At 48.1% G+C, this 23,694-nt stretch carries 21 protein-coding genes; all 21 read right to left on the bottom strand.

Annotated elements, in window-relative coordinates; genetic code table 11:
- Positions 1-39 precede the first annotated feature (39 nt).
- The 21 genes from argH to BBD42_RS11280 all read right to left on the bottom strand — a co-directional run bounded on the left by argH (position 40) and on the right by BBD42_RS11280 (position 23,589).
- Positions 40-1,455, bottom strand: coding sequence for an argininosuccinate lyase (argH, locus tag BBD42_RS11380; protein WP_056037105.1), 1,416 nt, complete (start codon positions 1,453-1,455; stop codon positions 40-42).
- 97 nt (positions 1,456-1,552) lie between these two features.
- Positions 1,553-2,782, bottom strand: coding sequence for an argininosuccinate synthase (locus BBD42_RS11375; RefSeq protein WP_046229721.1), 1,230 nt, complete (start codon positions 2,780-2,782; stop codon positions 1,553-1,555).
- A 94-nt stretch (positions 2,783-2,876) separates the two neighbouring features.
- A complete protein-coding gene (argF, locus tag BBD42_RS11370) occupies positions 2,877-3,854 on the bottom strand; it encodes an ornithine carbamoyltransferase (protein WP_099518260.1) in 978 nt (325 codons plus the stop codon).
- Positions 3,855-3,879: 25 nt separating this feature from the next.
- Complete coding sequence (locus BBD42_RS11365) at positions 3,880-5,082, bottom strand: acetylornithine transaminase (protein ID WP_099518259.1); 1,203 nt, start codon at positions 5,080-5,082, stop codon at positions 3,880-3,882.
- A 30-nt stretch (positions 5,083-5,112) separates the two neighbouring features.
- The gene (argB, locus tag BBD42_RS11360) at positions 5,113-5,904 is read right to left on the bottom strand and encodes an acetylglutamate kinase (RefSeq protein ID WP_099518258.1); all 792 of its coding nucleotides are present in this window, start codon (positions 5,902-5,904) and stop codon (positions 5,113-5,115) included.
- A 44-nt stretch (positions 5,905-5,948) separates the two neighbouring features.
- Positions 5,949-7,190 carry a bifunctional glutamate N-acetyltransferase/amino-acid acetyltransferase ArgJ gene (gene argJ, locus BBD42_RS11355; RefSeq protein ID WP_099518257.1) on the bottom strand — a complete coding sequence of 414 codons (1,242 nt, stop codon included), beginning with the start codon at positions 7,188-7,190 and terminating at the stop codon, positions 5,949-5,951.
- 49 nt (positions 7,191-7,239) lie between these two features.
- The gene (gene argC / locus BBD42_RS11350; protein WP_099518256.1) at positions 7,240-8,289 is read right to left on the bottom strand and encodes an N-acetyl-gamma-glutamyl-phosphate reductase; all 1,050 of its coding nucleotides are present in this window, start codon (positions 8,287-8,289) and stop codon (positions 7,240-7,242) included.
- Positions 8,290-8,474: 185 nt separating this feature from the next.
- Positions 8,475-9,398 carry a YitT family protein gene (locus BBD42_RS11345; protein ID WP_481855933.1) on the bottom strand — a complete coding sequence of 308 codons (924 nt, stop codon included), beginning with the start codon at positions 9,396-9,398 and terminating at the stop codon, positions 8,475-8,477.
- Positions 9,399-9,599: 201 nt separating this feature from the next.
- Positions 9,600-10,707 (bottom strand): peptide chain release factor 2 gene (gene prfB, locus BBD42_RS11340; RefSeq protein WP_099518255.1). Its coding sequence is split into 2 segments (ribosomal slippage): positions 9,600-10,634 and positions 10,636-10,707, totalling 1,107 coding nucleotides; the frame shifts between segments, so codons are not numbered across the junction.
- A 164-nt stretch (positions 10,708-10,871) separates the two neighbouring features.
- The gene (gene secA, locus BBD42_RS11335; protein ID WP_099518254.1) at positions 10,872-13,376 is read right to left on the bottom strand and encodes a preprotein translocase subunit SecA; all 2,505 of its coding nucleotides are present in this window, start codon (positions 13,374-13,376) and stop codon (positions 10,872-10,874) included.
- Positions 13,377-13,839: 463 nt separating this feature from the next.
- The gene (gene hpf, locus BBD42_RS11330) at positions 13,840-14,385 is read right to left on the bottom strand and encodes a ribosome hibernation-promoting factor, HPF/YfiA family (protein ID WP_099518253.1); all 546 of its coding nucleotides are present in this window, start codon (positions 14,383-14,385) and stop codon (positions 13,840-13,842) included.
- Positions 14,386-14,671: 286 nt separating this feature from the next.
- A complete protein-coding gene (locus BBD42_RS11325) occupies positions 14,672-14,869 on the bottom strand; it encodes a cold shock domain-containing protein (RefSeq protein ID WP_056036940.1) in 198 nt (65 codons plus the stop codon).
- Between the two features lie 133 nt (positions 14,870-15,002).
- Positions 15,003-15,815 carry an SDR family oxidoreductase gene (locus tag BBD42_RS11320; protein WP_099518252.1) on the bottom strand — a complete coding sequence of 271 codons (813 nt, stop codon included), beginning with the start codon at positions 15,813-15,815 and terminating at the stop codon, positions 15,003-15,005.
- On the bottom strand, positions 15,812-16,522 hold the full coding sequence (locus BBD42_RS11315) for an acylneuraminate cytidylyltransferase family protein (RefSeq protein WP_099518251.1): 711 nt from the start codon (positions 16,520-16,522) through the stop codon (positions 15,812-15,814). Before BBD42_RS11315 ends, BBD42_RS11320 begins: the two co-directional genes overlap by 4 nt.
- On the bottom strand, positions 16,515-17,429 hold the full coding sequence (locus BBD42_RS11310; protein ID WP_099518250.1) for a Gfo/Idh/MocA family protein: 915 nt from the start codon (positions 17,427-17,429) through the stop codon (positions 16,515-16,517). Before BBD42_RS11310 ends, BBD42_RS11315 begins: the two co-directional genes overlap by 8 nt.
- Positions 17,426-18,475: a nucleotidyltransferase family protein gene (locus tag BBD42_RS11305; RefSeq protein WP_099518249.1), complete on the bottom strand. Its 1,050-nt coding sequence runs from the start codon at positions 18,473-18,475 to the stop codon at positions 17,426-17,428. Before BBD42_RS11305 ends, BBD42_RS11310 begins: the two co-directional genes overlap by 4 nt.
- Positions 18,472-19,107, bottom strand: a complete 636-nt coding sequence (locus BBD42_RS11300) for an acetyltransferase (protein ID WP_099518248.1) — start codon at positions 19,105-19,107, stop codon at positions 18,472-18,474. The genes BBD42_RS11305 and BBD42_RS11300 overlap by 4 nt, the downstream gene beginning before the upstream one ends.
- Positions 19,104-20,174 carry an N-acetylneuraminate synthase gene (neuB, locus tag BBD42_RS11295; protein WP_099518247.1) on the bottom strand — a complete coding sequence of 357 codons (1,071 nt, stop codon included), beginning with the start codon at positions 20,172-20,174 and terminating at the stop codon, positions 19,104-19,106. The genes BBD42_RS11300 and neuB overlap by 4 nt, the downstream gene beginning before the upstream one ends.
- Positions 20,175-20,186: 12 nt before the next feature.
- Positions 20,187-21,359, bottom strand: a complete 1,173-nt coding sequence (gene neuC / locus BBD42_RS11290; protein ID WP_099518246.1) for a UDP-N-acetylglucosamine 2-epimerase — start codon at positions 21,357-21,359, stop codon at positions 20,187-20,189.
- Positions 21,356-22,558, bottom strand: a complete 1,203-nt coding sequence (locus BBD42_RS11285) for a LegC family aminotransferase (protein WP_099518245.1) — start codon at positions 22,556-22,558, stop codon at positions 21,356-21,358. Before BBD42_RS11285 ends, neuC begins: the two co-directional genes overlap by 4 nt.
- A gap of 23 nt (positions 22,559-22,581) precedes the next feature.
- A complete protein-coding gene (locus BBD42_RS11280) occupies positions 22,582-23,589 on the bottom strand; it encodes an NAD-dependent 4,6-dehydratase LegB (RefSeq protein ID WP_099518244.1) in 1,008 nt (335 codons plus the stop codon).
- Positions 23,590-23,694: the final 105 nt, after the last annotated feature.

Raw genomic sequence — 23,694 nt, 5'->3', positions numbered from 1 at the left:
AGGATTTGGAGATTTTTGTTTTTAAACCCTAAGCATAGCTTAACGGCTGCGCTCAGCGTATTCCGTTACCCATGCGGCTACCTTCAGCAGATCCTCATCGGCACGGCCGATAGCTGCTTCAACCTGTACAGTCGCTGTGCCGCCATAGACGTTGCGTGCATCCACAACCTGCTCCGGCTGGAGCACCGCATAAATGCGATCATCAAACAGCTCGGAAAATTGCTTGAATTCCTCCAGCTTCAGATCTAGCAAGTATTTGCCCTGCTCGATGCAATAAAGCACCGTTTTGCCAATAACTTCATGCGCTTGGCGGAAAGGCAGCCCTTTGCCCACGAGGAAATCGGCAATATCCGTCGCATTGGAGAAATCCTGATTGACCGCTTGGCGCATCCGGTCTTTGTTGACCTTCATCGTCGCAATCATCGGCGCGAACAGCTGCAGCGCGCCTTGCAGCGTGCGAACCGTATCAAACATGCCTTCCTTGTCTTCCTGCATATCCTTGTTGTACGCCAGCGGAAGCGATTTTAAAACCGTCAGCAGGCCAACCAGGTTGCCGTAGACACGGCCTGTTTTGCCGCGCACCAGTTCAGGAACATCCGGATTTTTCTTCTGCGGCATAATGCTGCTGCCTGTGCAGAAAGCATCATCCAGCTCAACGAAATTAAACTCGGTGCTGGACCACATGATGAGCTCTTCGCTCAGACGCGACAGATGCATCATAATGATCGAAGCATGGGAGAGAAATTCCAAAATAAAGTCGCGGTCGCTGACTGCATCCAGACTATTTTCATAAACACGATCAAATTTCAGCTGGCTCGCTACAAAATGGCGGTCGATCGGAAACGTCGTTCCCGCAAGCGCGCCTGCGCCAAGCGGCAGCATATTGATGCGTTTGTAGCTGTCTTGCAGGCGCTCAATGTCGCGTCCGAACATCGCTACGTAAGCCATCAGATGATGGGCGAACAAAATCGGCTGGGCACGCTGCAAATGCGTGTAGCCCGGCACGATTGTAGCCGTATTCGCTTTCGCCTGCTCTACGAGCGACGATTGCAGCTTTTGCAGCAAATCCACAAATTCAACAACACGCTTGCGCAAATAGAGATGCATATCGGTCGAAACCTGGTCATTACGGCTGCGTCCGGTGTGCAGCTTGCCGCCTACCGAGCCAATGTCGTCAATGAGCGTTTTCTCGATATTCATATGAATATCCTCGTCGGACACCGAAAACTCCAGATCATTGCGCTTAATGCGCTGCAAGACGCGGTGAAGGCCGTCCTGAATCGTCTCCACATCTTTATCCGGCAAAATGCCCTGCTTGCCCAGCATCGTTACATGAGCCAAGCTGCCTTGAATATCTTCTTCCGCCAGTTCCTTGTCGAACAGGATGGATGCTGTATATTCCTCCACCAGCTGATCGGTCTTCTTCGTAAATCTGCCGCCCCATAACTTGCTCACGTTATCGCACTCCCTCCCGGAAAAGGCGCGGGGCCGCTGCATGCAGCGGCCTCTCCTTTGCTTCCGGCATCTATTAATAAATGACGTACACTTATTTTTATTTACCGCTGTATTTCGTTCCGACTTTCAAACGCAGCGCGTTCAGGCGGATAAAGCCTGTAGCATCGCCTTGATCATAGGCTTGTGTCGGATCAGCTTCCATCGTAGCGATTTCTGGGTTGTACAAGCTCACAGGGCTTTGTACGCCAGCGCCAATGATATTGCCTTTGTACAGCTTCAGGCGCACAGTACCAGTCACGTTTTTCTGGGATTCCAGCACAAGTGCTTGCAGCGCAAGGCGCTCAGGCGCAAACCAGAAGCCGTTATATACAAGCTGGCTGTATTTTGCAATGAGGGAATCACGAAGATTCATGACTTCACGGTCCATCGTGAGCGACTCCATTTTGCGGTGGGCGCTGAACAGGATTGTGCCGCCCGGCGTCTCATACACGCCACGGCTCTTCATGCCGACAAAACGGTTCTCGACCATGTCCACGCGGCCAATACCGTGCTTGCCACCCAAGTCGTTAAGCTTGTCCATAACTTGCAGCGGAGTAAGGGACTCGCCGTTAATCGCCGTACAGTTGCCCGCTTCAAAGGACAGCTCCACGTATTCGGATTGATCCGGCGCATCTTCCGGCGCTACGCTGAGCACGAACATATCTTTGTTCTCATCGGAGCTCGGGTCGAACCAAGGATCTTCCAGCATGCCGCTCTCAAAGCTGATGTGCAGCAGGTTGCGGTCAGTGGAGTAGGGCTTGGCAGCCGAAGCTTGAACTGGAATGTTGTGCTTCTCCGCATAAGCGATCATTTCCGCGCGTCCCGGGAACTCTTCACGGAACTGCTCTTCACGCCAAGGCGCAATCACTTTAATATCAGGAGCAAGCGCAGCAACGCCAAGCTCAAAACGAACTTGGTCGTTCCCTTTGCCAGTCGCGCCGTGAGCGATAATAGTCGCACCTTCAGCGCGGGCAATATCAACCATACGCTTAGCGATCAGCGGGCGGGCAATCGAAGTTCCCAGCAGGTATTGACCTTCATAGAAGGCGCCAGCTTGGAACATAGGGAAAATAAAATCAGACGCGAACTCATCGCGCAGATCGTCGATATACACTTTCGAAGCGCCAGTCGCAAGCGCTTTTGCTTCCAGTCCGTCCAGCTCATCCTTTTGTCCGATGTCTGCTGTGAATGCGATAATTTCCGCATCATACGTTTCTTTCAGCCATTTGAGAATAACGGACGTGTCCAGACCGCCCGAATATGCCAATACGATTTTTTCCTTAGCCATTGTTATTGTCGCACTCCTTAAAATCAATATGAATAATCTCGGCGAATATCCCGCTATGCGGGTGGCAAGCCGAATAACGCCGAGTTAAGCTTTGTTACATAATGGCGGCCATGATGGCCTTTTGAGCATGAAGACGATTTTCCGCCTGGTCAAAAATGATCGAGTGGTCGCCGTCAATGACGCCCTCGCTCACTTCCTCGCCGCGATGCGCAGGCAGGCAGTGCATGAACAAAAAGTCCTTCTTGGCATGTGAAGTCAAGGCTTCATTCACTTGATAAGCGGCAAAAGCAAGCTCGCGTTCCTTCTGCTCCGCTTCTTGTCCCATGCTTGCCCATACGTCCGTATAAACGACGTCAGCGCCTTCAATCGCTTCTCTCGGATCGCGGCACACATGAATGCGCGAGCCTGTCTCAGCTGCATGATCCTTCGTTTGCTGTACGATGTCTGCATCCGGCTCATAGCCTTCCGGAGTCGCTACCGACATGTCGATGCCCAGCTTAGCCGCTCCCATCAGCAGGGAGTGAACCATATTGTTGCCATCGCCGATATAAGCCACTTTCAGCCCTTCCAGCTTGCCTTTATGCTCCAGAATAGTCTGGTAGTCGGCCAGCGCCTGGCAAGGGTGTGAAAGGTCGGTCAAGCCGTTAATAACCGGAATCGTAGCACCGCGCGCCAGCTCCACTACTTTGCGATGAGCGAATGTACGAATCATAATGCCGTCCAAATAGCGGGAAAGCGTCTGTGCCGTATCCCAAATGGACTCGCCGCGCCCGATTTGCAAATCATTGCCGCTCAGGAACAATCCGTGACCGCCGAGCTGGTAAATGCCTGTCTCGAACGATACGCGCGTACGTGTCGAGGATTTTTCAAAAATCATCCCGAGTGTTTTTCCTTTAAGCAAATGATGCGTTTCGCCCGCTTTCAGCTTTTGCTTAAGCTCGATAGCGAGATCGATCAGGTAACGGATTTCCGCTGGCGCATAATCGACCAGCATGAGAAAATCGCGGCCTTTCAGGCTCGCAGCCATTTCTTCTTTTACTGCTTCTTGCAATCGTATCTCCTCCACTTCCATCTATGCATTTCATTAATGATAGCTGTTATTTATTGTCGCTTGCGCCTGCCAGCAGCTCTGCCAAAATGCCCACCGCTTGATCAATCTCCTCGTTCGTCACGAGCAGATTTGGCAGCAAACGGATGACATTCGGCCCCGCCGAAATGACGAGCAGCCCTTTATCCTGCGCTGCAGTAAGCAAGCCAGCGATTGGTGCCGCGCATTCGATACCTACGAGCAGCCCTTTGCCGCGAATGTCTTTCACGAAAGAATTGCCTTCAAGCTTCGCTTTCAGTTGCGACGTCAAATATTCGCCTTTCTCCTCCGCACGCTCAGACAGACGGTCGCCGACAATCGTCTCCAGCGTCGCCTTCACAACAGCTGTTGCGATAGGTGTTCCGCCAAAGGTCGAACCGTGGCTTCCTGGGCCAAACGCTTCGCGAAGCTCTTCCCTGCACACAGCCGCCCCTACCGGGAAGCCGCTGCCCAGCCCTTTGGCCAGCGTGAAAATATCCGGTTCAATGCCGTAATGCTCATAAGCGAACAGCTTGCCTGTACGGCCCATGCCTGTCTGGATCTCATCGACGATAAGCAAAATGCCATGCTTGCGGCATAGCTTGCACAGCGCATGCACAAATGCCGGATCAGCTGGATAAATGCCGCCCTCCGCCTGAACCAGCTCCAGCATGACCGCCGCTGTTTTGTCGCTGATTGCCGCTTCCAAAGCTTCAATATCATTGTAAGGAATGTAGCGGAAGCCCTCCGGCAACGGAGCAAAGCCTTCCTTTACCTTCTCCTGGCCCGTCGCTGTCAAGGTTGCCAGCGTCCGTCCGTGGAAGGAGTTTTCGAATGTAATGATTTCATAACGGCCATTGCCTTTAATCTTCTGCTGGTATTTGCGCGCCAGCTTGATTGCCGCTTCATTCGCCTCTGCGCCCGAGTTGCAGAAAAACACAGCGTCGCCGCTGCTGTTGTCCGTCAACAGCTTAGCAGCTTCCTCCTGATTCGGAATATGAAACAGGTTGGATACATGCCACAGCTCATCAAGCTGCTTCACTAAAGCTTCTTTGATTTTGCGAGGCGCATGTCCCAAATTCGTAACGGCGATGCCGCTCATGAAATCGAGGTAGCGCTTGCCCTGATCATCCCATAGCCAGCTTCCTTCGCCCTTCACCAGCGCGATTGGGTATCTCGCATAAGTAGGCAGCAGCGAATTTGCCGCTGCCGCAGATGCTGTTTTCTCACTCATCGTTTATATCCTCCCTCCCGCTCTCGCGATTTAAACCCCTTTGACAATACGCGTACCGACTCCGCCCTCGCGCACTGCCTTAGTCAATACGCCTGGCTCCTCGCCGCTGACGATGACGACTTCCTGCACCTGTCCTTGAATACATTGTACAGCTGCGCGGACCTTCGGAATCATTCCGCCATATATTTCTCCGCTTGCGATCATCTCGTCAATATCGGCAACGGTGACCACAGGCAGTACTAGCTTCAGACCATCAACCGTGCGCATAATGCCCGGCACATCGGTTACTACGATCATTTGATGCACACCCAGATGGGAAGCTACAGCTCCAGCCGCGGTATCCGCGTTAATGTTGTAGCGCTGCCCCTGTGCATCAATGCCTACTGGCGCGATAACAGGAATATAACCCATTGCCATTACGCCTTCTATAACAGCAGCGTTAATGTCCGTCACATCGCCTACAAAGCCGATCTCATCGGCGTTCGCCACAGGACGTGCGGTAATGAGCTGGCCATCCACACCGGATAAGCCGAGCGCCTGAGCGCCGCAGGAAGACATTTTCCGCACAATTTCCTTGTTGATGCGTCCTGACAAAACCATTTCGACGACATCCAGCACCGCTTCGCTCGTCTTGCGCAAGCCGCCGACAAATTCCGTCTCAATGCCGAGCTTTGCCAGCGTCTCCGAGATCGCCGGTCCGCCGCCGTGTACAATAACCGGGCTAACGCCAGATTGCTGCAGCTCCCGCAGCTCGCCGAAGAAGGATTCAGGCAGCGCAGCAAGTGTGCTGCCGCCGCATTTCATTACAAATCGTTGCGTCATGCTATTATGAGCTCCTTTATCGCTTAATGCCGCCGCATTCACCGTTATGTACGGTAAGCCGCATTAATTCGCACGTAGTCATAAGTCAGGTCACAGCCCCAAGCCGTTGCCGCGCCTGCTTCCATATGCAGATCCACATGAATGACGACCGTATCGCCCTTCAAATACTCCAGCGCCTTCTCCTCGTCAAAAGCGACCGGCTTCGACTGCTGCAGCGTCACAATGCTGCCCAGAGAAATGTCGACCGTATCCGGGTTGACAGGCTCGCCAGCGCGGCCTACTGCCGCAATAATCCGGCCCCAGTTCGCATCTGCGCCAAACACTGCCGATTTCACAAGGGAAGAACCAATGACCGTCTTCGCAATCGCTTGCGCCGATGCATCGCTAACCGCTCCACGCACTTGAACCTCGACAAGCTTCGTTGCGCCTTCGCCGTCACGCGCGATCGCTTTCGCAAGCACCTCGCACACATGGCGAAGCGCCGCGCCGAAAGCTGCCCAGCCTTCATGCTGCGCATTAAGCTCGCTGTTGCCGGCAAGTCCGCTCGCCATCGCAACGAGCATATCGTTCGTGCTCGTATCGCCATCTACCGTAATCATATTAAAAGTATGGTTCGTCGCTTCACGCAGCAGCTGCTGCAGCGCCTCGCTGCCAATTGCCGCATCCGTCGTAACGAAGCCAAGCATCGTTGCCATGTTCGGGTGAATCATGCCGGAGCCTTTCGCCGCTCCAGCGATATGAATGAGCTGTCCGTCAATTTCAACGGATACACAGACCATTTTTTGCACCAAATCGGTCGTCAAAATCGCTTGGCAGAAGCTTTCTGCTGCTTGCTTATCCGAACCCAGCTTAGCTGGCAGCTCGCTGATGCCGCTGCGCACTTTGTCCATCTTGAGCAGCTCGCCAATGACGCCGGTAGAAGCTACCGCCACTTCATCTGCTGCAATGCCAACACGCTCAGCAAATTTATTGCGCATTTCATAGGCATCCGCCTCGCCCTGCTCGCCAGTGCATGCATTGGCGTTGCCGCTGTTGACCAGCACAGCACGCAGGCGGCCGCCTGCGCCAATGCTCTCGCGCGTCACCTTAAGCGGTGCCGCCTGAAAAACATTTGTCGTGTAAACGCCCGCCGCTGCCGCCGGAACCTCGCATACGATTGCGCCGAGGTCATTGCGCGTCGTTTTTTTGAGGCCGCAGTGTATGCCGCCCGCTGTAAAGCCCTTCGGTGTTGTAATCGAGCCTTCCGCCACAACCTTATAAAGGGGTGCAGTGTGTCCCTGTCCCATAATTACATCGTTCTCCTTCGCTTCATTCTAAATTAGGTTATGCTGCTTCTTATGGATAAACAGGAACAAACTGCAAACCAAGCGTCTCATCCCAGCCCATCATAAGGTTCATGTTCTGAATCGCTTGTCCCGCTGCGCCTTTGACCAAATTATCAATGACCGAAACAATCGTCACTCTGCCCGTACGGCTATCGAACGCAAAGCCGATATCGCAATAATTCGAGCCCCATACTTCCTTCGTGGCAGGCAATTGTCCTTCAGGACGAATGCGCACAAATGGACGGTTCTCGTAATAGCTGCGATACAGGTCCATAAAATCATCCGCGCTTCTGCCGTCTTTCACCGTTGCATACATCGTCGTCATAATGCCGCGCGTCATCGGCACGAGATGCGTCGAGAACGTAATCACAACCGAGCGGCCCGCAACATCGGAAAGCACCATTTCGATTTCTGGCGTATGCTGATGCTGATTCAGCTTGTACGCTTTCAAGCTCTCGTTCAGCTCGGAATAGTGCGTGCCAAGGCTCGCGCCGCGTCCCGCTCCAGAAACGCCGGATTTCGCATCAATAATGATGCTGTCCGGATCGATAAAGCCAGCTTGCACAGCTGGAACAAGGCCGAGAAGCGCCGCCGTAACGTAACAGCCCGGGTTCGAAATGAGATTCGCACCCTGTACACGGTCGCCGTACACTTCGGCCAAGCCGTATACCGCTTGCTTCAAATACGCCTCGTCCGCAGCGGGCTTTTTGTACCATTTTTCATATAAAGCTCTATCTTGCAGGCGGTAGTCGCCGGATAAATCAATCACTTTAAGACCTACAGCTAGCAAATCAGGTGCCAGCCTGGATGCGACAGCCGCTGGTGTTGCCAAAAATACAACATCCGCCTTGCTGCGGATCGCTTGTGGCTCTACATCATCTAGCAATTCTTCGCGAATGCCTGTTAAGTGCGGGTATCCTTCTGTAATCGGCGTCCCCGCGCTGGATGATGAAATAACCGAGGTCACCTCAGCAAGAGGATGTGAGGCTAACAATCGAATAAGCTCAACGCCGCCGTAGCCGGTTGAACCGATAATAGCTATTTTCAGTTTATCGCTCATATCCATCATCTCTCCCTATGAGACTATCTAAAAGTATATTGTACATGATTCGGCAGTCGATTAAAACACACTGTTTTTCCGTATTATTATACATGTCATTTCATATTAATACAATGAGCGAATGGATGTATTTTTGTGTCTAGCACGCTCGTACAACCCGTTGTTTGGTATCATTGCCGCTATTCCTATTCAAGCTTAAAACCTTCCCCTACTACCTCTGATGTATTGCTAATGATGACGAAAGCAGTTGGGTCAACTGAACGAACGAGCTGCTTGAGCTTTGCTACTTCCATTTGCCCCACGACGACCATTAGCACGGTCCGCCCCTCCCCGCTGTAGCCGCCATGCCCATCAAGCTTCGTCAAACCGCGGTCGAGATCATAAAGAATCGTCTCTGACAATTTTTCCGGCTCGCTGCTAATAATAAAAGCAACCTTCGACACCGGCAGCCCGCTTTGAATAATATCAATTGTTTTGCTCGTTACAAACAGCCCGACTAAAGCATACAACGCCACTTCCGGCGAAATAAGCAGGCCTGCCGCAATGATGACACATCCGTCAAAAATAGCGACGGAGAGCCCCAGCGACAATCCCGTGTACCGATGCAAAATTTGCGCAGCCAAACCAAGCCCTCCCGTTGAGCCGCCTCCGCGAAAGACGATGCCAAGCCCGAGCCCAACGCCGATCCCGCCATAAATAGCAGCAAGCAAAGGATTATGAGTCGGTGTATCCCAATGGGAAGTAAGCAGAACGAATAAAGGCAGCACGACGGAGCCAAGCGCCACTTTTAACGCATAACGTTTGCCCAGCAGCCACAGCCCTACAAAAAACAAAGGAATATTAACAGCCCACTGCGTATAAGCTGGCGAAATGCCAGCAAAACGCTGGACCAAAATCGAAATGCCGGAAACACCGCCTGAGGCAATCTCATTAGGCACCAGAAATAAATTAAAGCTTGCCGCCATTATAAAAGAGCCCAGCAGCACCTGGAGCATGCTCCAAACGAGCTGTTTGCCAGGGCTGAGCGGTTTTTTCTTCCGTTTATTTATTACCTTCGAATTGGCCGCATGCAGCTTGCCGTTTCGTGCATCATTCATCTCTTTACTCATCTCGAATCCCACCCAAGTTCATAAATTCATCCCTATAAGCGCTCATAAAAAAGAAGAGTTCCACCCTTGTTCGAGTCGGAACTCTTCTTAGCTTACGTCAATATGGCTTGAACCATGCGTATTCATCCATATTCTATTTCCTATAACCGCATTTGCCAGATGCGGTAGCTAACTGCTAGGAGCGCTATAATAGCCTGCCGTTTAGTCGTGGCGAATTTGATGGCGCAAATATCCGTTAATGAAGGCATTCAGGTCGCCATCCATTACAGCGCCTACATTCCCTGTCTCCACCGAGGTGCGATGATCCTTGACCATGCTGTACGGATGAAAAACATAGGAGCGGATTTGGCTGCCCCAGGCAATATCCGATTGCTCCCCGCGAATTTCCGCGAGATGCTGTCGCTGCTCTTCAATTTTCCGCTCATAAAGCTTGGAGCGCAGCATATTCATCGCCCGCTCACGGTTCTGGATTTGTGAACGCTCCTGCTGGCAGGCCACAACGATCCCCGAAGGAATATGCGTAATACGAATCGCCGATTCCGTCTTGTTGACATGCTGTCCGCCCGCTCCACTGGCACGGTATGTATCAACCTTCAAATCCTCACTGCGGATTTCGATATCGATGTCATCAGTTATTTCCGGCACTACATCGCAAGATGCGAAGGATGTATGGCGACGGCCTGACGCATCAAACGGCGAAATGCGAACGAGGCGGTGTACGCCCTTCTCCGCTTTAAGGTAGCCGTAAGCGTTGTAGCCTTTGACCAAAATCGTAACGCTCTTGATGCCTGCCTCATCACCAGGGAGATAATCCAGCAGCTCAACCTTGAAACCGCTTTTCTCTGCCCAGCGCGTATACATCCGGTACAGCATTTGGCCCCAGTCCTGCGACTCGGTGCCGCCAGCGCCAGGATGCAGCTCAACGATTGCGTTAAGCTTATCATACGGCTGGTTAAGCAGCAGCGTCAGCTCAAAATCATTCAGCTTGCGCAGCAGCTGGGCTGTTCCTTCCAGCAGCTCAGGCTCAAGCGTCTCGTCCTGCTCTTCCTCTGCCAGCTCCAGCATCGTTTGCAAATCTTCCATCTCGCCGTTCAAACGCAAATATTGATCGACGACCGATTTGACTGCATTCATTTCGGAAATCACGTTTTGCGCCTTGTCATTGTCATCCCAAAAATCAGGCGCCGTCATTTTTTCCTCATAGTTGGCGATTAATTCGTTTTTTAGATCTAAGTCAAAGAGACCCCCTGAGATCTTGGAGCCGCTTCGCTATTTCCCGCAAATCTTGTTTCACCGTTGGTTCTATCATAGCGTACGTTTCACCTCAAATTTCTCATCTTGTCTGGTTGCCCAGCTTTTTCTTGCTCTGCTGCTGCCTGATGGCATAAACGCGCCTGCTGCGAAGCGCTGCAGCTTTTGCCGCATTGCTCCGCACACTGGCGCGTTAAGCCTTGCCTATCCGATCACAGCACCTTATTTACCGTGGCACTGCTTGTATTTCTTGCCGCTGCCGCATGGGCAATCATCATTGCGGCCAACCCGGTCCAAACGCTTCGCCGGACGTTTTTCCTGGCTTTCGCCTGGGCTGTTCGTCGTCGTCTGGCCTTGAGCTACCTCTTGGCGCTCCAGGTTGCTTTCTACGCGCGACTTCATAATGTATTTGGCAACTTCCTCTTGGATCGTATCAATCATCGCCTTGAACATCTCAAAGCCCTCAAATTGGTACTCGCGAAGCGGATCCGTACCGCCGTATGCCCGAAGGTGGATACCTTGACGCAGCTGATCCATTGCATCGATGTGATCCATCCATTTGCTGTCAACTGCGCGAAGTGAAACGACCTTCTCGAATTCACGCATCGTCGTTTCGCCAAGCTCTGCTTCACGCTCGTCATAATAAGCAACGACTTTGCCATAAATAAATTCGGTAATTTCCTCAATTTCCTTGCCCCAAATATCGTCTCTCGTCACGGTGCCTTCATTCAGAAGGTTCGCATCTACGAAGTCGATAATGGTTTCCAAATCCCACTCTTCCGGAATATCCTCCGTACAGTGAGCTTTAACCGTGCGATCAATGACCGCTTTAATCATTTCCATGACGATTTCACGGATATTATCGGAAGTGAGCACATCCAGACGCTGCTTGTAAATTACTTCACGCTGCTGGTTCATGACATCATCATATTGAAGAACGACTTTACGAAGATCGAAGTTGTTTCCTTCTACACGCTTCTGAGCCGATTCTACTGCACGGGTAATCATCCGGCTTTCGATCGGTTGATCCTCTTCCAGACCGAGACGATCCATCATGGCCATAATGTTATCCGAGCCAAAACGGCGCATCAGTTCATCTTCCAGCGACAAATAAAACTGGGATGAGCCCGGATCGCCTTGACGTCCGGCACGACCACGCAGCTGGTTATCGATCCGGCGGCTCTCATGGCGCTCCGTACCAATAATATGAAGGCCGCCAAAATCAGCTACCCCTTCACCGAGCATAATATCGGTACCGCGTCCCGCCATGTTAGTAGCAATAGTAACAGAGCCCTCTTGACCGGCACGCGAAATAATTTCAGCCTCTTCCGCATGGAACTTCGCATTCAGTACTTTATGGGCAACACCGCGGCGTTTAAGCATTTCTGCCAGACGCTCGGAATTTTCAATGGAAATCGTACCGACCAGTACAGGCTGTTTGTTCGCGTGGCGAGCTACGATCTCTTCCACAACAGCATTAAACTTGCCTTTTTCCGATTTATAAACGACATCTTGAAGGTCTTTACGAATCATGGAGCGGTTCGTCGGAACTTGAATAACGTCCAAGCCGTAAATCCGCTTGAATTCTTCTTCCTCCGTCTTCGCCGTACCCGTCATGCCCGCAAGCTTGCGATACATCCGGAAATAGTTCTGGAACGTAATCGTAGCCAAGGTCATGCTCTCATTTTGTACTTTGAGCTGCTCCTTCGCTTCAATCGCTTGATGCAAGCCATCGCTGTAACGGCGACCGGACATTAGGCGTCCAGTAAATTCATCGACGATGATGACTTCGTCATCTTGAACGACATAATCGACATCGCGCTTCATAATGACATTGGCTTTGAGCGCCTGTTGGATATGGTGATTGAGCGTCACATTTTCATGGTCAAAAAGATTTTCAATGTGGAACGCCTTCTCCGCCTTCTCCACGCCTTCTTCCGTCAGCATGACATTGCGCAGCTTCACATCAATCGTGTAATCCTCTTCCACCTTCAAACGGCTCAGGAAGCGGTCTGCCGAATAATAAAGCTCAGTCGACTTGGCAGCTTGTCCCGAAATAATAAGCGGTGTACGCGCCTCATCGACAAGGATGGAGTCAACTTCATCAATGATTGAGAAATAAAGCGGGCGCTGAACCATTTGTTCTTTGTAAAGAACCATGTTGTCGCGCAAGTAATCGAAGCCAAACTCATTGTTCGTACCGTACGTAATATCGCAAGCATAGGCGCTTTGCTTCTCCTCATGCGACAAGCCGTTCAGGTTGCAGCCGACCGTCATGCCGAGGAAATTGTAAAGCTGAGCCATCAGCTGGCTGTCACGAGAAGCCAAATAATCATTGACCGTTACGACATGTACGCCTTTCTCAAGCAGCGCGTTCAGATATACAGGCAGTGTCGCTACGAGCGTTTTACCTTCACCGGTTCTCATCTCAGCGATTTTGCCCTCATGGAGAACGATACCGCCCATCAGCTGCACATCGAAGTGACGCATGCCGAGCGTACGCTTCGAAGCTTCACGCGTAACTGCGAAAGCTTCTGGCAATATTTGATCAATCGTCTCTCCTTTAGCAAGGCGAGCTCTGAATTGTACAGTTTTAGCTGCGAGCTCCTCATCGGACAAAGCCGAGATGGTGGACTCCAGTGCATTGATTTCTTCTACTTTACGCGTGAGGCGCTTAACCTCGCGCTCGTTCGCATCACCAAATATTTTTTTCACTAATCCGAGCATGGGGCTTCCCCTTTCACCTTACGCTTGTTTGCCTTAAATTGTAACAGTTTGCAGGATGCACCGCAACGCATCACCATTATTTTCAGGTAAGAATATAACCATTTTTACCAAAAGGAAAAAAGGCGTATCGCCTACGTATTCAACTGAGTTCATTATACATCGCGCAGAGGGCGAAATCAAAACGACTTCCTATTAAAAAGCGGCTCTCTCCCCTATGGTTAAATACACCATGTCAAGCGTAAACGGCTGAAGCCGTCCTCTGGCGGTTAATCTGCCGTTTCGAGGGTGAAATGGCTGTCACCGTCCTTTGACGGCGCAGCGCGTTTCATTCCGAGAAATAGAGAGAAAGGGCGGGAAAATTATATCCTTTCCCAATATTTCATAAAAAAATGAAAAAGCCCTCCCTCCCGCAGGAGGAAAGGCTTGAATTTGCAATAAATGTATAAGTACGACTGGCCTTCTATTAGCCTTGTTCAATTAATCCATATGTTCCATCATCGCGTTTGTATACGACGTTCACCTCTTCATTTAAGCTATTGGCGAATACGAAAAAGTTATGGCCGACCATATTCATTTGCAAAATGGCCTCCTCCACATCCATCGGCTTGAGCAGAAATTTCTTTGTCCTTACGACTTCGAAATCCTCTTCCTCATGCTCAAGAACGCCTACGGCGGAGCCTTCTTCCCTGAATAACGATTTCACACCGCTATCATGGCGGAATCTACGGTTGACTTTCGTTTTGTGTTTGCGAATTTGTCTTTCCAGCTTATCCACAACTGTATCAATAGAGGCGTACATGTCGGCACTTTTCTCCTCTGCTCTCAAAAAGTTGCGGGCAATCGGAATCGTGACCTCGACAGCGTGTATGCCTTTCGTTACCGATAAGGTTACGGTTGTTTCGGAGGTAGGGGCTTCAAAATACTTCTCTAAGCGGCCGAGCTTCTTCTCGACATAATCCTTGAGTGCATCTGTCACTTGTAAATGTTGACCTCGAATGATGTATTCCATGGGGCATGCCTCCTTTACATGTTCTTATTATAACATAGTAGGGGAGGTATAGTAAAACTATTTTCTATTTATTTAGAATTTTCTAATAATTTATGTCGAAGATTTGAACAGAGGTTGAGGTGGGCAGGCAGATGGCAAGATCGAGCATTGTATATCCGCTGGAGCGGTTTACTTCCTGCTTGTTCACTGTCTTAAGCGTCAGCTCCAAAAAATAAAAGCCCCGGTTGCCCGGAGCTTAAAGTTACATATAAATGAATCCTATAGACTGGCTAATGCAGCCTGATGATTACAATTTAGTGACGTTAGCAGCTTGTGGACCGCGTGCGCCTTCTACGATGTCAAATTCAACCGCTTGGCCTTCGTCAAGAGTTTTGAAACCTTCTGTTTGAATAGCCGAGAAGTGAACGAATACGTCGCCGCCTTGATCAGTTTCGATAAATCCATAACCCTTCTCCGCGTTAAACCATTTAACTTTACCTTGCATGCATAAACAGTCCCTTCATCTTCAAATACTGTGAAACACCTTACTCATGTGGCCCACAATTTGACTATAACACCGCGTTATTAGAATTGTCAAACAATTTATTGTAAGCGAATACATTGCATATGTATCAGGCCTACCACGCATTCAGTCCGCCATCTACAATTAGGTTATGTCCCGTAACATAACGCGAAGCATCCGAGGCCAAATAAAGAACTGCTCCGACCATTTCATCCGCTTCCGCCATCCGTCCCAGCGGTATGCGATTAGAGTAGTTTTGCACAAATTCATCATTTTGCCCGCTATTCACGCCTCCAGGTGTAATCGTGTTCACCCTAATCCCATGTTTCGACCAATATGTAGCCAAATATCGCGTTAATGCGACAACTCCACCCTTGGAGGCCGCATAAACGGCTGGGGAAGTAATCGGCAATCCCATATAAAATGAACCTTCATAGATGCGATGATCAGGCGCCATAATGCCATATATAGAAGCCGTTTGAATAATAGCTCCGCCACTGCCTTGCTTGATCATCTGCTTGCCTACTTCTTTTGCTACTAGGAACATCCCGTCCAAATTGACAGACATGACTTCGCGCCACTGTTCAAGCGAATATTCTTCGAAAGGAGCAAAAAACTCCTCTAGATTGGAGGATTTGCTTGCAGCATTGTTATGCAAAATATGTATGGCCCCTAAAGCTTCTACAGCATGATCGACCATTGAAACTACCTGTTCAGGGTTCGATACATCTCCCGCTATCCCAATGGCCTTTACAGCATATTTTGCTTGAAGCTGCTCGGCAAAATTGCCCAAAGCCGCTTGATCCAAATCGATGGCTGCGATATTAGCTCCCGCTTCTGCGAGGCCCGCGCATACTTTTTGTCCAATAATCCCCATAGCTCCGGTTACAAATGCGGTTTTTCCTTTTAGACTAAAGGCTTCAATCATAACGGGCCTCCTTTTTTTCTAGCATCCATTAATAATTCCACTATAGTCCAATCCAATGGACTGTCTATATCTATCGAGCGCTCCTCCGGCATTTCATATAATAATGTATCTTCATAAAAAACCGCCGGTTCATGAATAAGCTTCTCTCTTTGCCAAATATATATAGATGCATTCATGTCGAAGCATTTAGGCGCGTCCTGCCTTCTTACAACAGGCTTGGATAACCGCTTGGACAACGCCACAAACCCCTTTTCATTTTGCTCTACCAAATTAAAATAAGGCGAACGCCTCGCAGGCATGCCTGTGATAAGATTAGATGCATCTTGCTGCTCAAATAATTGAACGGCTTGAATCAAATCATCAACCGTCCTAAGCGGCGAGGTTGCATCTAGATCAACAATCGTCGGAAACACGACACTCAATTTAGCCTCCACCTGTAAAACGCAATGCTGGATAGCAGGTATTTTAGCCGATGTATCCAGTGCCATTTCTAATGGACGATTAATGACAAAATCTGCTCCCCATTGTAGTGCGGTCCGCAAAATATCTTCAGAGTCGCTGCTCACAGCCACATATTCAAATAATCCCGATCGCTTGGCCACCTCAATGCTATAAGCGATCAGCGGCTTTCCATGCATGTCTCGAATATTTTTATTCTCTACTCCCTTGGAGCCGCCTCTTGCACAAATGGTGCACAGCCTACTCATTATAAACCCACTCCTTACTGACGATAGCCTGCTCGATACGATTAATCATTTGAACGGTTTGCAGACCTTCACTATAGGAACATACATGTTCAACCGTATCATTCAAGATCGCCATATGTTGTGCAAGATAAGTCAAGTCTCTCTCTACCTGAAAATGCTCCACCTGCCCATCTGTTTCAAGCGATGCTTTCGTTAGATCTGCTTTATAAGTATGACGATCCGTCACAACCACTATTTCTCGGCGGCCAGGCCTATCCATATAATTCAGTTGAAGCGTCACAAGAGGCGTTTTTTGGGTCTCCATCATGACACCACAAATATCATCACCTGTCGTTGCTAAAGTGCTGTAATGCCCGCCAAGGCCAGTTAGCCTTGACCATGTTCCAAACAACCAGATCAAATAATCGAGCTCATGGCTCAAATCTCTGAGTACACCGCCGCCCTCCTCTTTATTAGAGGAATAGCTAAGCCGGTAATCCCGTTGCGGTCGCCAATCTGGCAAGTATTGTCCCGCATATGCAGCAACAGATAAAATCTTCTCCTGCGCCAGCAGAGTCTTTAAACGCTGAAGAATAGGATGAAACCGGAGATTGTATGCTACATAAACTTGTAAACCCAATTTCTCGTCCCATGCTTTATTCTTATGAAACAACGGCTTTTCCACAAGCACCTTGCCCTGCCATTTAAGCCTTGCCAATATAGATAATGACGTATAATGATCTGACGTTTTATTGGCAATAACAATATAATGGGGCTGAAATTCTGCTACGGCTTGTTCCAACGTCTGAAAAGTAACCGGAAAATCGATTGCTCTGCTGCTGACAACAGCCGTCTCAACTAGCAATTTATTCAAAATTCTGGCATGACGTTCGCCAATAGACCCGTACCCTACGACTAAAGCCCTCAATTGAATACCTCCGAATATTCTCCGTTTGCTCGGTTGAAATCATCCATTCTGCCAATATCCAGCCAGTATTCTCTAATCGGGAACACCGAGGTAGAGGCACCTTCTTCTATAAGTTTTTCAAACAGCGTTGGCATATCATAAAAAGTGTCACTAGGTATGTAAGACAAAACCTCGGGGGAAATGACATAAATCCCTCCACTAATAAAATAGCGCTGCAGCGGTTTCTCTTCAATACTTTGAAGCCTATTATTTTCAACCTTAACAACACCATATGGAACCTGATACTCATACTCCCTAACACACATAGTAGCTGGCCCTTTGGAATCATTATGATAATCAAGCAGCTGACGGAAATTAACCTTAGTCAATAAATCTCCATTCATAATAAGCAGCGGCTCTTCTGGAACAAATGGGAGCAGACTCAAAGCACCTGCTGTACCCAGACGCTTATCTTCCCTTATATATTCAATTTCGACCCCCCATTTGGAGCCGTCTTCAAAATGAGCCATAATCATTTCTGCTTTATAATTAACGGATATCATAAATCTATGAAAACCATTTGCAATAAAATTTTCAAGGATGACTTCCAAAATAGGTTTATTTCCCACTAGGAGCAAAGGCTTAGGGCAATCTCTCGTTAATTCTCCTAGTCTCGTACCAAGCCCGCCTGCCATCAGTACTACCCAGTTATCGCAGCGTTCCGGTTTAATTATTTCCTCAAGCAAATGCAAACGAACTACTCGTCCCATACGATCCAGCACAGGTATTTGCTTCAAATTATGATGGCGCATACTCGAAAGAATGTATTCTTTGCTGTCTTCCTCGCGTGAAGTAACGGGCTGTGTATTCATAACCTGTCGAACTTCATCATTTAAGCCGATATTTCTCAATATCCCTCTGCGGATATCCCCGTCTGTTACTGTGCCTAACAGCCGCTGATCTTCATCAACGACAAGTGTGATTTGAACCGATCCGCGATCAATGACTTTTATGGCCTCAAGTATAGAGGAATAGGGCGAAATAAATAGTTGATCAGTAGGTTTCATCTTAGAGCCTCCTCTGCCGGAACACCATATACAGTAGTTTGATTCAATACGGGCTTGCGAACTAATGCACCTGCTCCTACTATGGCATGCCTCCCGACGGACATACCTTGAATCACAGTTGCTCCAGCTCCGATATGTGTATGTTCGCCAATACTAACGTTTCCACAAAGAATGGCTCCAGGAGATATATGCACATGCGCTCCTACTCTGCAGTCATGTTCCAATACTCCCCGTGTATTAATAATGGCATTTTCGCCTAGATAACTGCCTGCTTGAACGATGGCTCCAGCCATAATTTGTGCGCCAGGTTCAATTTGGACGAAAGAGGAGACTATAGCAGAATCATGAATGATTGTTTCAAATACATAATTTTGTGAGGTGAAATTTAAATACAGCTCGCTTCTTACTAAAGAGCTTCCCAGCTTCCCTACTCCGTTAACAAGAGCAACCTCAGATGGATTGAAAGAAAGTACGACTGAGTCGTTACCCAAATATGGAATGGTGTCAAGCAGCAGACCCTTATCGCTCACATCAACATAACCCAAAATCTTGTACTCTTGCCGAAGCAATAGGTCTGCACATACTTTGGCATGACCGCCGCCACCTATAATAATGCACGATTTGCTCTTCATTCTATTAGATCATCGGTTTCGTAATCTTTAGCAGCTGCTTTCCCTAAAATACTCCAGTATTTTGCAGGGGAAATGCCCGTTCCCGGCCGTTTCAACGTAAGATGAAATTCTTGCAAAATCTCTCCTTTTTTAATTGGCCCAGCAGCTACAATGCTTTTACGAGCAGGTCCAGCGTTACGTAATTCGGAAACCGCTGGGATCTTAGAGGAAATACCCATCGACTGCTCGACATTTCGAATTTGCTTCACCAAACTCACTAACTCACCCGGGTCCATCGAAGCCAGATGATCAGGCCCTTCCATTTGCTTATCCAATGTAAAATGCTTCTCGATAATTTGTGCTCCCAGTGCCACTGCTGCTACTGAAACCTCGTTTCCAATTGTATGATCGGAATAGCCGGTTTTCAAGCCAAAAGCCTGCCTCAGAGTCAGCATCTTATTTAGGTGAACATCTTCATATGAGGTCGGATAATCTGTCGTACAATGCAGCAACGAAACCTTTTGTTTCAATACAGTCTGGCCAGCATCAGAGAAGTAGGCTGCTCTAAAAGCGGATTCAGATGGGAACTCATCCAAGGATAAATAGGCATGGGCTAATGCGCCAAGCGCTTCTTCAATTTCCCCTAAAGTAGATATTCCTGACGATAAAATAATATCCCTGCCACTTTGCCCAGCCTTATAGAGCAGAGGTAGATTAGTTAAATCTCCTGACGATATCTTGAGTATCGAAAGATTCATTTTTTCTGTTAATAAAGTTAGACTTGGAAAATCGAACGGCGTCGACATAAACGCAATACCCGCATTTTGACATTCATTCTGTAGTTCTTCGTGATCTGCTGCAGATAGCTCCAGCTTTCTTATCATTTCCAACTGCGATTCATCAGAAGCTGTCGTTTTTTTCTGGTAATCTGCTTTTGAAGCATGTTTGCTGACTAGTTGAGAGGCTTGAAAGGTTTGAAATTTCACTGCATCCGCACCAGCATTTGCGGCTGCATGAACGAGCTGCTTTGCAAGCTCCAATGAGCCGTTATGATTAACACCCGCCTCAGCTATGATGAATACTTTCATTAGCTCGCCTCCTTAATCCTTTGAACCCTCTATATCATAAAACCTTTTATTCAAAATCCCGGTTAAGTCTATCTGCTTTAGTTGTTCCTTAATTTTAGCCGCAGTTCCACCGTTTCCATACAAAGAAGAGGAGCCTTCCACAAATGATTGGAGGAATGTTCGATCCATTGCCTGATGAATCGCCTGAATAATATGCTCCCTCGTTTCACCTGTCTGAATGACCGTCGTTCCCTTTATCCTGCCCTGCTGCCGAATTCCAATATCGACCGTTGGTTTTTTGAACATAGGCACTTCGATGATGCCACTGGATGAATTGCCAATTACAACATCCACATGCTGTAAAGCGCTTAGATATCTCAGCTTTCCGAGTGAATCAAAGGAAACACATCGTTTCTCATTCAATTTCACATAATCATCTATCATTTTTGAAATAATTCGTCCATCCGCATCCGAGTTTGGTTTCGTGAAAATGATACCAGCCTGCGGAAATTGGTCTAACGCTGCAAGCAGCTCGCTCGTCAGTTCCTCCGAGCTCCGATGGGCTAGCGTTAATGGGTGATAAGTAACTAAAAAGGTAACTGCGCACAAGCTAAAGTTAATAGATTGCTCAAACTCTTCCTTGGTTAGTAAATCCAAATTACGAATATTATCTAAACCGATGGCACCTACATTAAATACTCTATTGGGATTTTCCCCGAGTTGAATAATGCGCTGTCGATATTTTTCTGTTGATGCAAAGTGTAAATGCGCCATTTTTGATATCGAATGCCTGATCGCTTCATCAACCATTCCTTCGGTACTTTCGCCTCCATGCAAATGGGCAATTGGAATATTAGCCATCATGGCTGCTTGTACAGCAATCATGATTTCATAGCGATCACCCAACACTACTACCATGTCAGGCTTAAGTCGTTGATAGGCATCTGCAAACCCAATCAAGCCCATTCCCATTGATTTGGTGATTCCTGCCTGCGTATCACTTGCAAGCAGCATATCTACCTTTTCATCAATGACAAATCCATCATCTTCAATTTCTTGAAAAGTAAATCCGTACTCTTGAGAAAGATGCATGCCCGTCACGGCGATTTTTAAAACCAGTTCATTATCTGCTTTAACTTCCTTTAACAAAGGATACAAAAGCCCATAATCAGCCCGAGAACCGGTAACTACGCATATGTTCCTCATAGGGTTACCTCATTGCTCACTATATCCTCATACAAAGAAGAACCGCTTGGAATGTTAATAACACGATGCTCCAACTCTTCAGTAACTGTCATATCCATTTGAGGGCAATGACTATACATAGGGAGCCGATGCATCGGAGTCCAAATGGGGCGTGTCATAAATCCTGCATCGTTAGTAAGCTCTAAAATCTGATCGCGTATGAGCTCATCAGGCTGATTCAGCAATAATGTATTAAGCCAGTAGTTGCAAGTTCCTTCTTCCTTTTCTTCGACAAAAGCCGCACCCTCCAGCTGTGAAAAAACGTCTTTGTAACGCTCGGCCAGCTGTCTTTTTTTGTGTAAGATTTGTGGCAGCTTCTCAAGCTGGGCACAGCCCAACGCTGCATTTAAATTAGGAAGACGGTAGTTGTAACCCACTTGGTCATGCTGAAAAGCCCACCGATGCGGAACTTTTGCCGTTGTTGTAAGATGCTTCGCCTGCTTGGCAAGGCCCTCGTCAGCAGTCAAAATGATTCCGCCCCCGCCTGTCGTAATGATCTTATTGCCATTAAAGCTTAAAGCAGCCAATTTGCCGTAAGTGCCCGTATGCTTACCCCTATAGTAAGAACCGAGTGATTCGGCAGCATCCTCTACTAGAACCAGACGGTAACGTTCGCATACTCCCATTAATGCATCCAGATCTACAGGATGTCCAAAAGCATGCATGGGTACAACAGCCGCAATTCTTCTTTGCGTCTTTCGGTTATATGTAAAACCATCCGACCGGGTTTCCGCTATTTCATGTAAATATTCAGCCAGTTTAATAGGATCTAAGCCAAGTGTATCTCTCGCAACATCAACCAAATGAGGTATTGCTTGGCAATAAGATATAGCATTTGCTGTTGCCACAAAAGTTAGAGAGGGTATAAGGACCTCATCGTCTTTCTCAACGCCTGCAAGCAGCAAGCTAATGTGCAGCGCCGCTGTACCATTTACAACAGCTATAGCATAAGGCGAATCGGTATAAGCAGCCATATCGTATTCAAAGCGATCTACAAATTTCCCAACTGAAGATACCCACCCGGTATCCAAACACTCTTTAACATAGTCCCATTCATTTCCCTGAAAAACAGGCTCGTGCAGCGCCGTAAAAGACTGACGATTGGGCAATGCCTGCTTTAAAGATTCTACTATTTGCTTGGCTAAACTTTCTGTTTTCATAACTAAAGCCTCCATAATGTCAACTATACATTGTATTGTCCGGCTTTGTATTTGCTTAAGGCGCCTGGTTTTGTAAACCACTCAATCGTTTCATCAAGACCCCGCCTAAATCCCTCTAATCCGGCATATTCAGGCTGCCATTGTAATAACCTTTTTGCTTTCGAGTTATCCGCCCATAGGCGTTCCACTTCGCTTTTTTCTGGACGCAAACGTATTTCGTCACTTACGATTTCAATGTCCTTATTCATCACTTCACCGATGAGTTTAGCCGTGTCGCCAATAGATATTTCATAGTTGCTTCCAATATTAATCTCTTCTCCAATGCAATTATCCGACTCTAGCATTGCGATAAAGCCGTTCACTGTATCGGCAACATAGTTAAAATCCCTTGTAGGATGAATAGTGCCTAACTTAATTTTCTCTTGACCTGCTGCAATTTGTGTAATGATGGTCGGGATAACTGCCCTTGCAGATTGACGTGGTCCGTATGTATTAAATGGCCTGATAATGCCAACTGGCGTTTCAAAGGAACGATAAAATGACATCGCCATTTGATCGGCACCAATTTTTGTAGCGGAGTATGGAGATTGTCCAGTCAGTGGATGCTCTTCCGTTATAGGAACAAAGCGCGCTGTCCCATAAACCTCGCTTGTAGACGTATGTATGACTTTAGAAAGCTTTAATTCACGTGCAGCTTGCAATACATTCAATGTTCCTTTTATGTTGGTATCGACGTATGTGTCCGGAGAATGATACGAATAGGGTATGGCAATAAGTGCAGCCAAATGCAGTACCGCATCGCAATCTTTCATGGATTCACGCACTCCGTATGCATCACGGATATCCCCTGCAAAAACCTCAAATTGCCCACGAACATCATCTGCACATTCATCCAGCCAGCCCCAAGTGTTAAACGAATTATACAATGTAAATGCTCGCACATCGTATCCACGACGAACAAGCGCCTCTGTTAAATGAGAGCCAATAAATCCATCTGCTCCAGTCACTAGTACTTTTCCGTATTTTCTCATATGTTCCTCCTAAGACTTACTACTTCGGGAAATCGTTCGATTTTAAGCTATAGTTCATTTATCGGTTATAAATGACTCAATATGTAGTTCATAATAACATGAACC

The organism is Paenibacillus sp. BIHB 4019, from assembly GCF_002741035.1.
Taxonomy (GTDB): domain Bacteria; phylum Bacillota; class Bacilli; order Paenibacillales; family Paenibacillaceae; genus Pristimantibacillus.
The sequence above is the reverse complement of the archived record's forward strand: the minus strand, read 5'-3'. Positions and strand labels throughout refer to the sequence as shown.

Bases quoted from the DNA above. Each gene is read 5' to 3' on its own strand.
- BBD42_RS11375 (WP_046229721.1), bottom strand. From the start codon at position 2,782: ATGGCTAAGGAAAAAATCGTATTGGCATATTCGGGCGGTCTGGACACG.
- argF (WP_099518260.1), bottom strand. From the start codon at position 3,854: ATGGAAGTGGAGGAGATACGATTGCAAGAAGCAGTAAAAGAAGAAATG.
- BBD42_RS11365 (WP_099518259.1), bottom strand. From the start codon at position 5,082: ATGAGTGAGAAAACAGCATCTGCGGCAGCGGCAAATTCGCTGCTGCCT.
- argB (WP_099518258.1), bottom strand. From the start codon at position 5,904: ATGACGCAACGATTTGTAATGAAATGCGGCGGCAGCACACTTGCTGCG.
- argJ (WP_099518257.1), bottom strand. From the start codon at position 7,190: ATGGGACAGGGACACACTGCACCCCTTTATAAGGTTGTGGCGGAAGGC.
- argC (WP_099518256.1), bottom strand. From the start codon at position 8,289: ATGAGCGATAAACTGAAAATAGCTATTATCGGTTCAACCGGCTACGGC.
- BBD42_RS11345 (WP_481855933.1), bottom strand. From the start codon at position 9,398: ATGAGTAAAGAGATGAATGATGCACGAAACGGCAAGCTGCATGCGGCC.
- secA (WP_099518254.1), bottom strand. From the start codon at position 13,376: ATGCTCGGATTAGTGAAAAAAATATTTGGTGATGCGAACGAGCGCGAG.
- hpf (WP_099518253.1), bottom strand. From the start codon at position 14,385: ATGGAATACATCATTCGAGGTCAACATTTACAAGTGACAGATGCACTC.
- BBD42_RS11325 (WP_056036940.1), bottom strand. From the start codon at position 14,869: ATGCAAGGTAAAGTTAAATGGTTTAACGCGGAGAAGGGTTATGGATTT.
- BBD42_RS11320 (WP_099518252.1), bottom strand. From the start codon at position 15,815: ATGATTGAAGCCTTTAGTCTAAAAGGAAAAACCGCATTTGTAACCGGA.
- BBD42_RS11315 (WP_099518251.1), bottom strand. From the start codon at position 16,522: ATGAGTAGGCTGTGCACCATTTGTGCAAGAGGCGGCTCCAAGGGAGTA.
- BBD42_RS11305 (WP_099518249.1), bottom strand. From the start codon at position 18,475: ATGAAACCTACTGATCAACTATTTATTTCGCCCTATTCCTCTATACTT.
- BBD42_RS11300 (WP_099518248.1), bottom strand. From the start codon at position 19,107: ATGAAGAGCAAATCGTGCATTATTATAGGTGGCGGCGGTCATGCCAAA.
- neuB (WP_099518247.1), bottom strand. From the start codon at position 20,174: ATGAAAGTATTCATCATAGCTGAGGCGGGTGTTAATCATAACGGCTCA.
- neuC (WP_099518246.1), bottom strand. From the start codon at position 21,359: ATGAGGAACATATGCGTAGTTACCGGTTCTCGGGCTGATTATGGGCTT.
- BBD42_RS11285 (WP_099518245.1), bottom strand. From the start codon at position 22,558: ATGAAAACAGAAAGTTTAGCCAAGCAAATAGTAGAATCTTTAAAGCAG.
- BBD42_RS11280 (WP_099518244.1), bottom strand. From the start codon at position 23,589: ATGAGAAAATACGGAAAAGTACTAGTGACTGGAGCAGATGGATTTATT.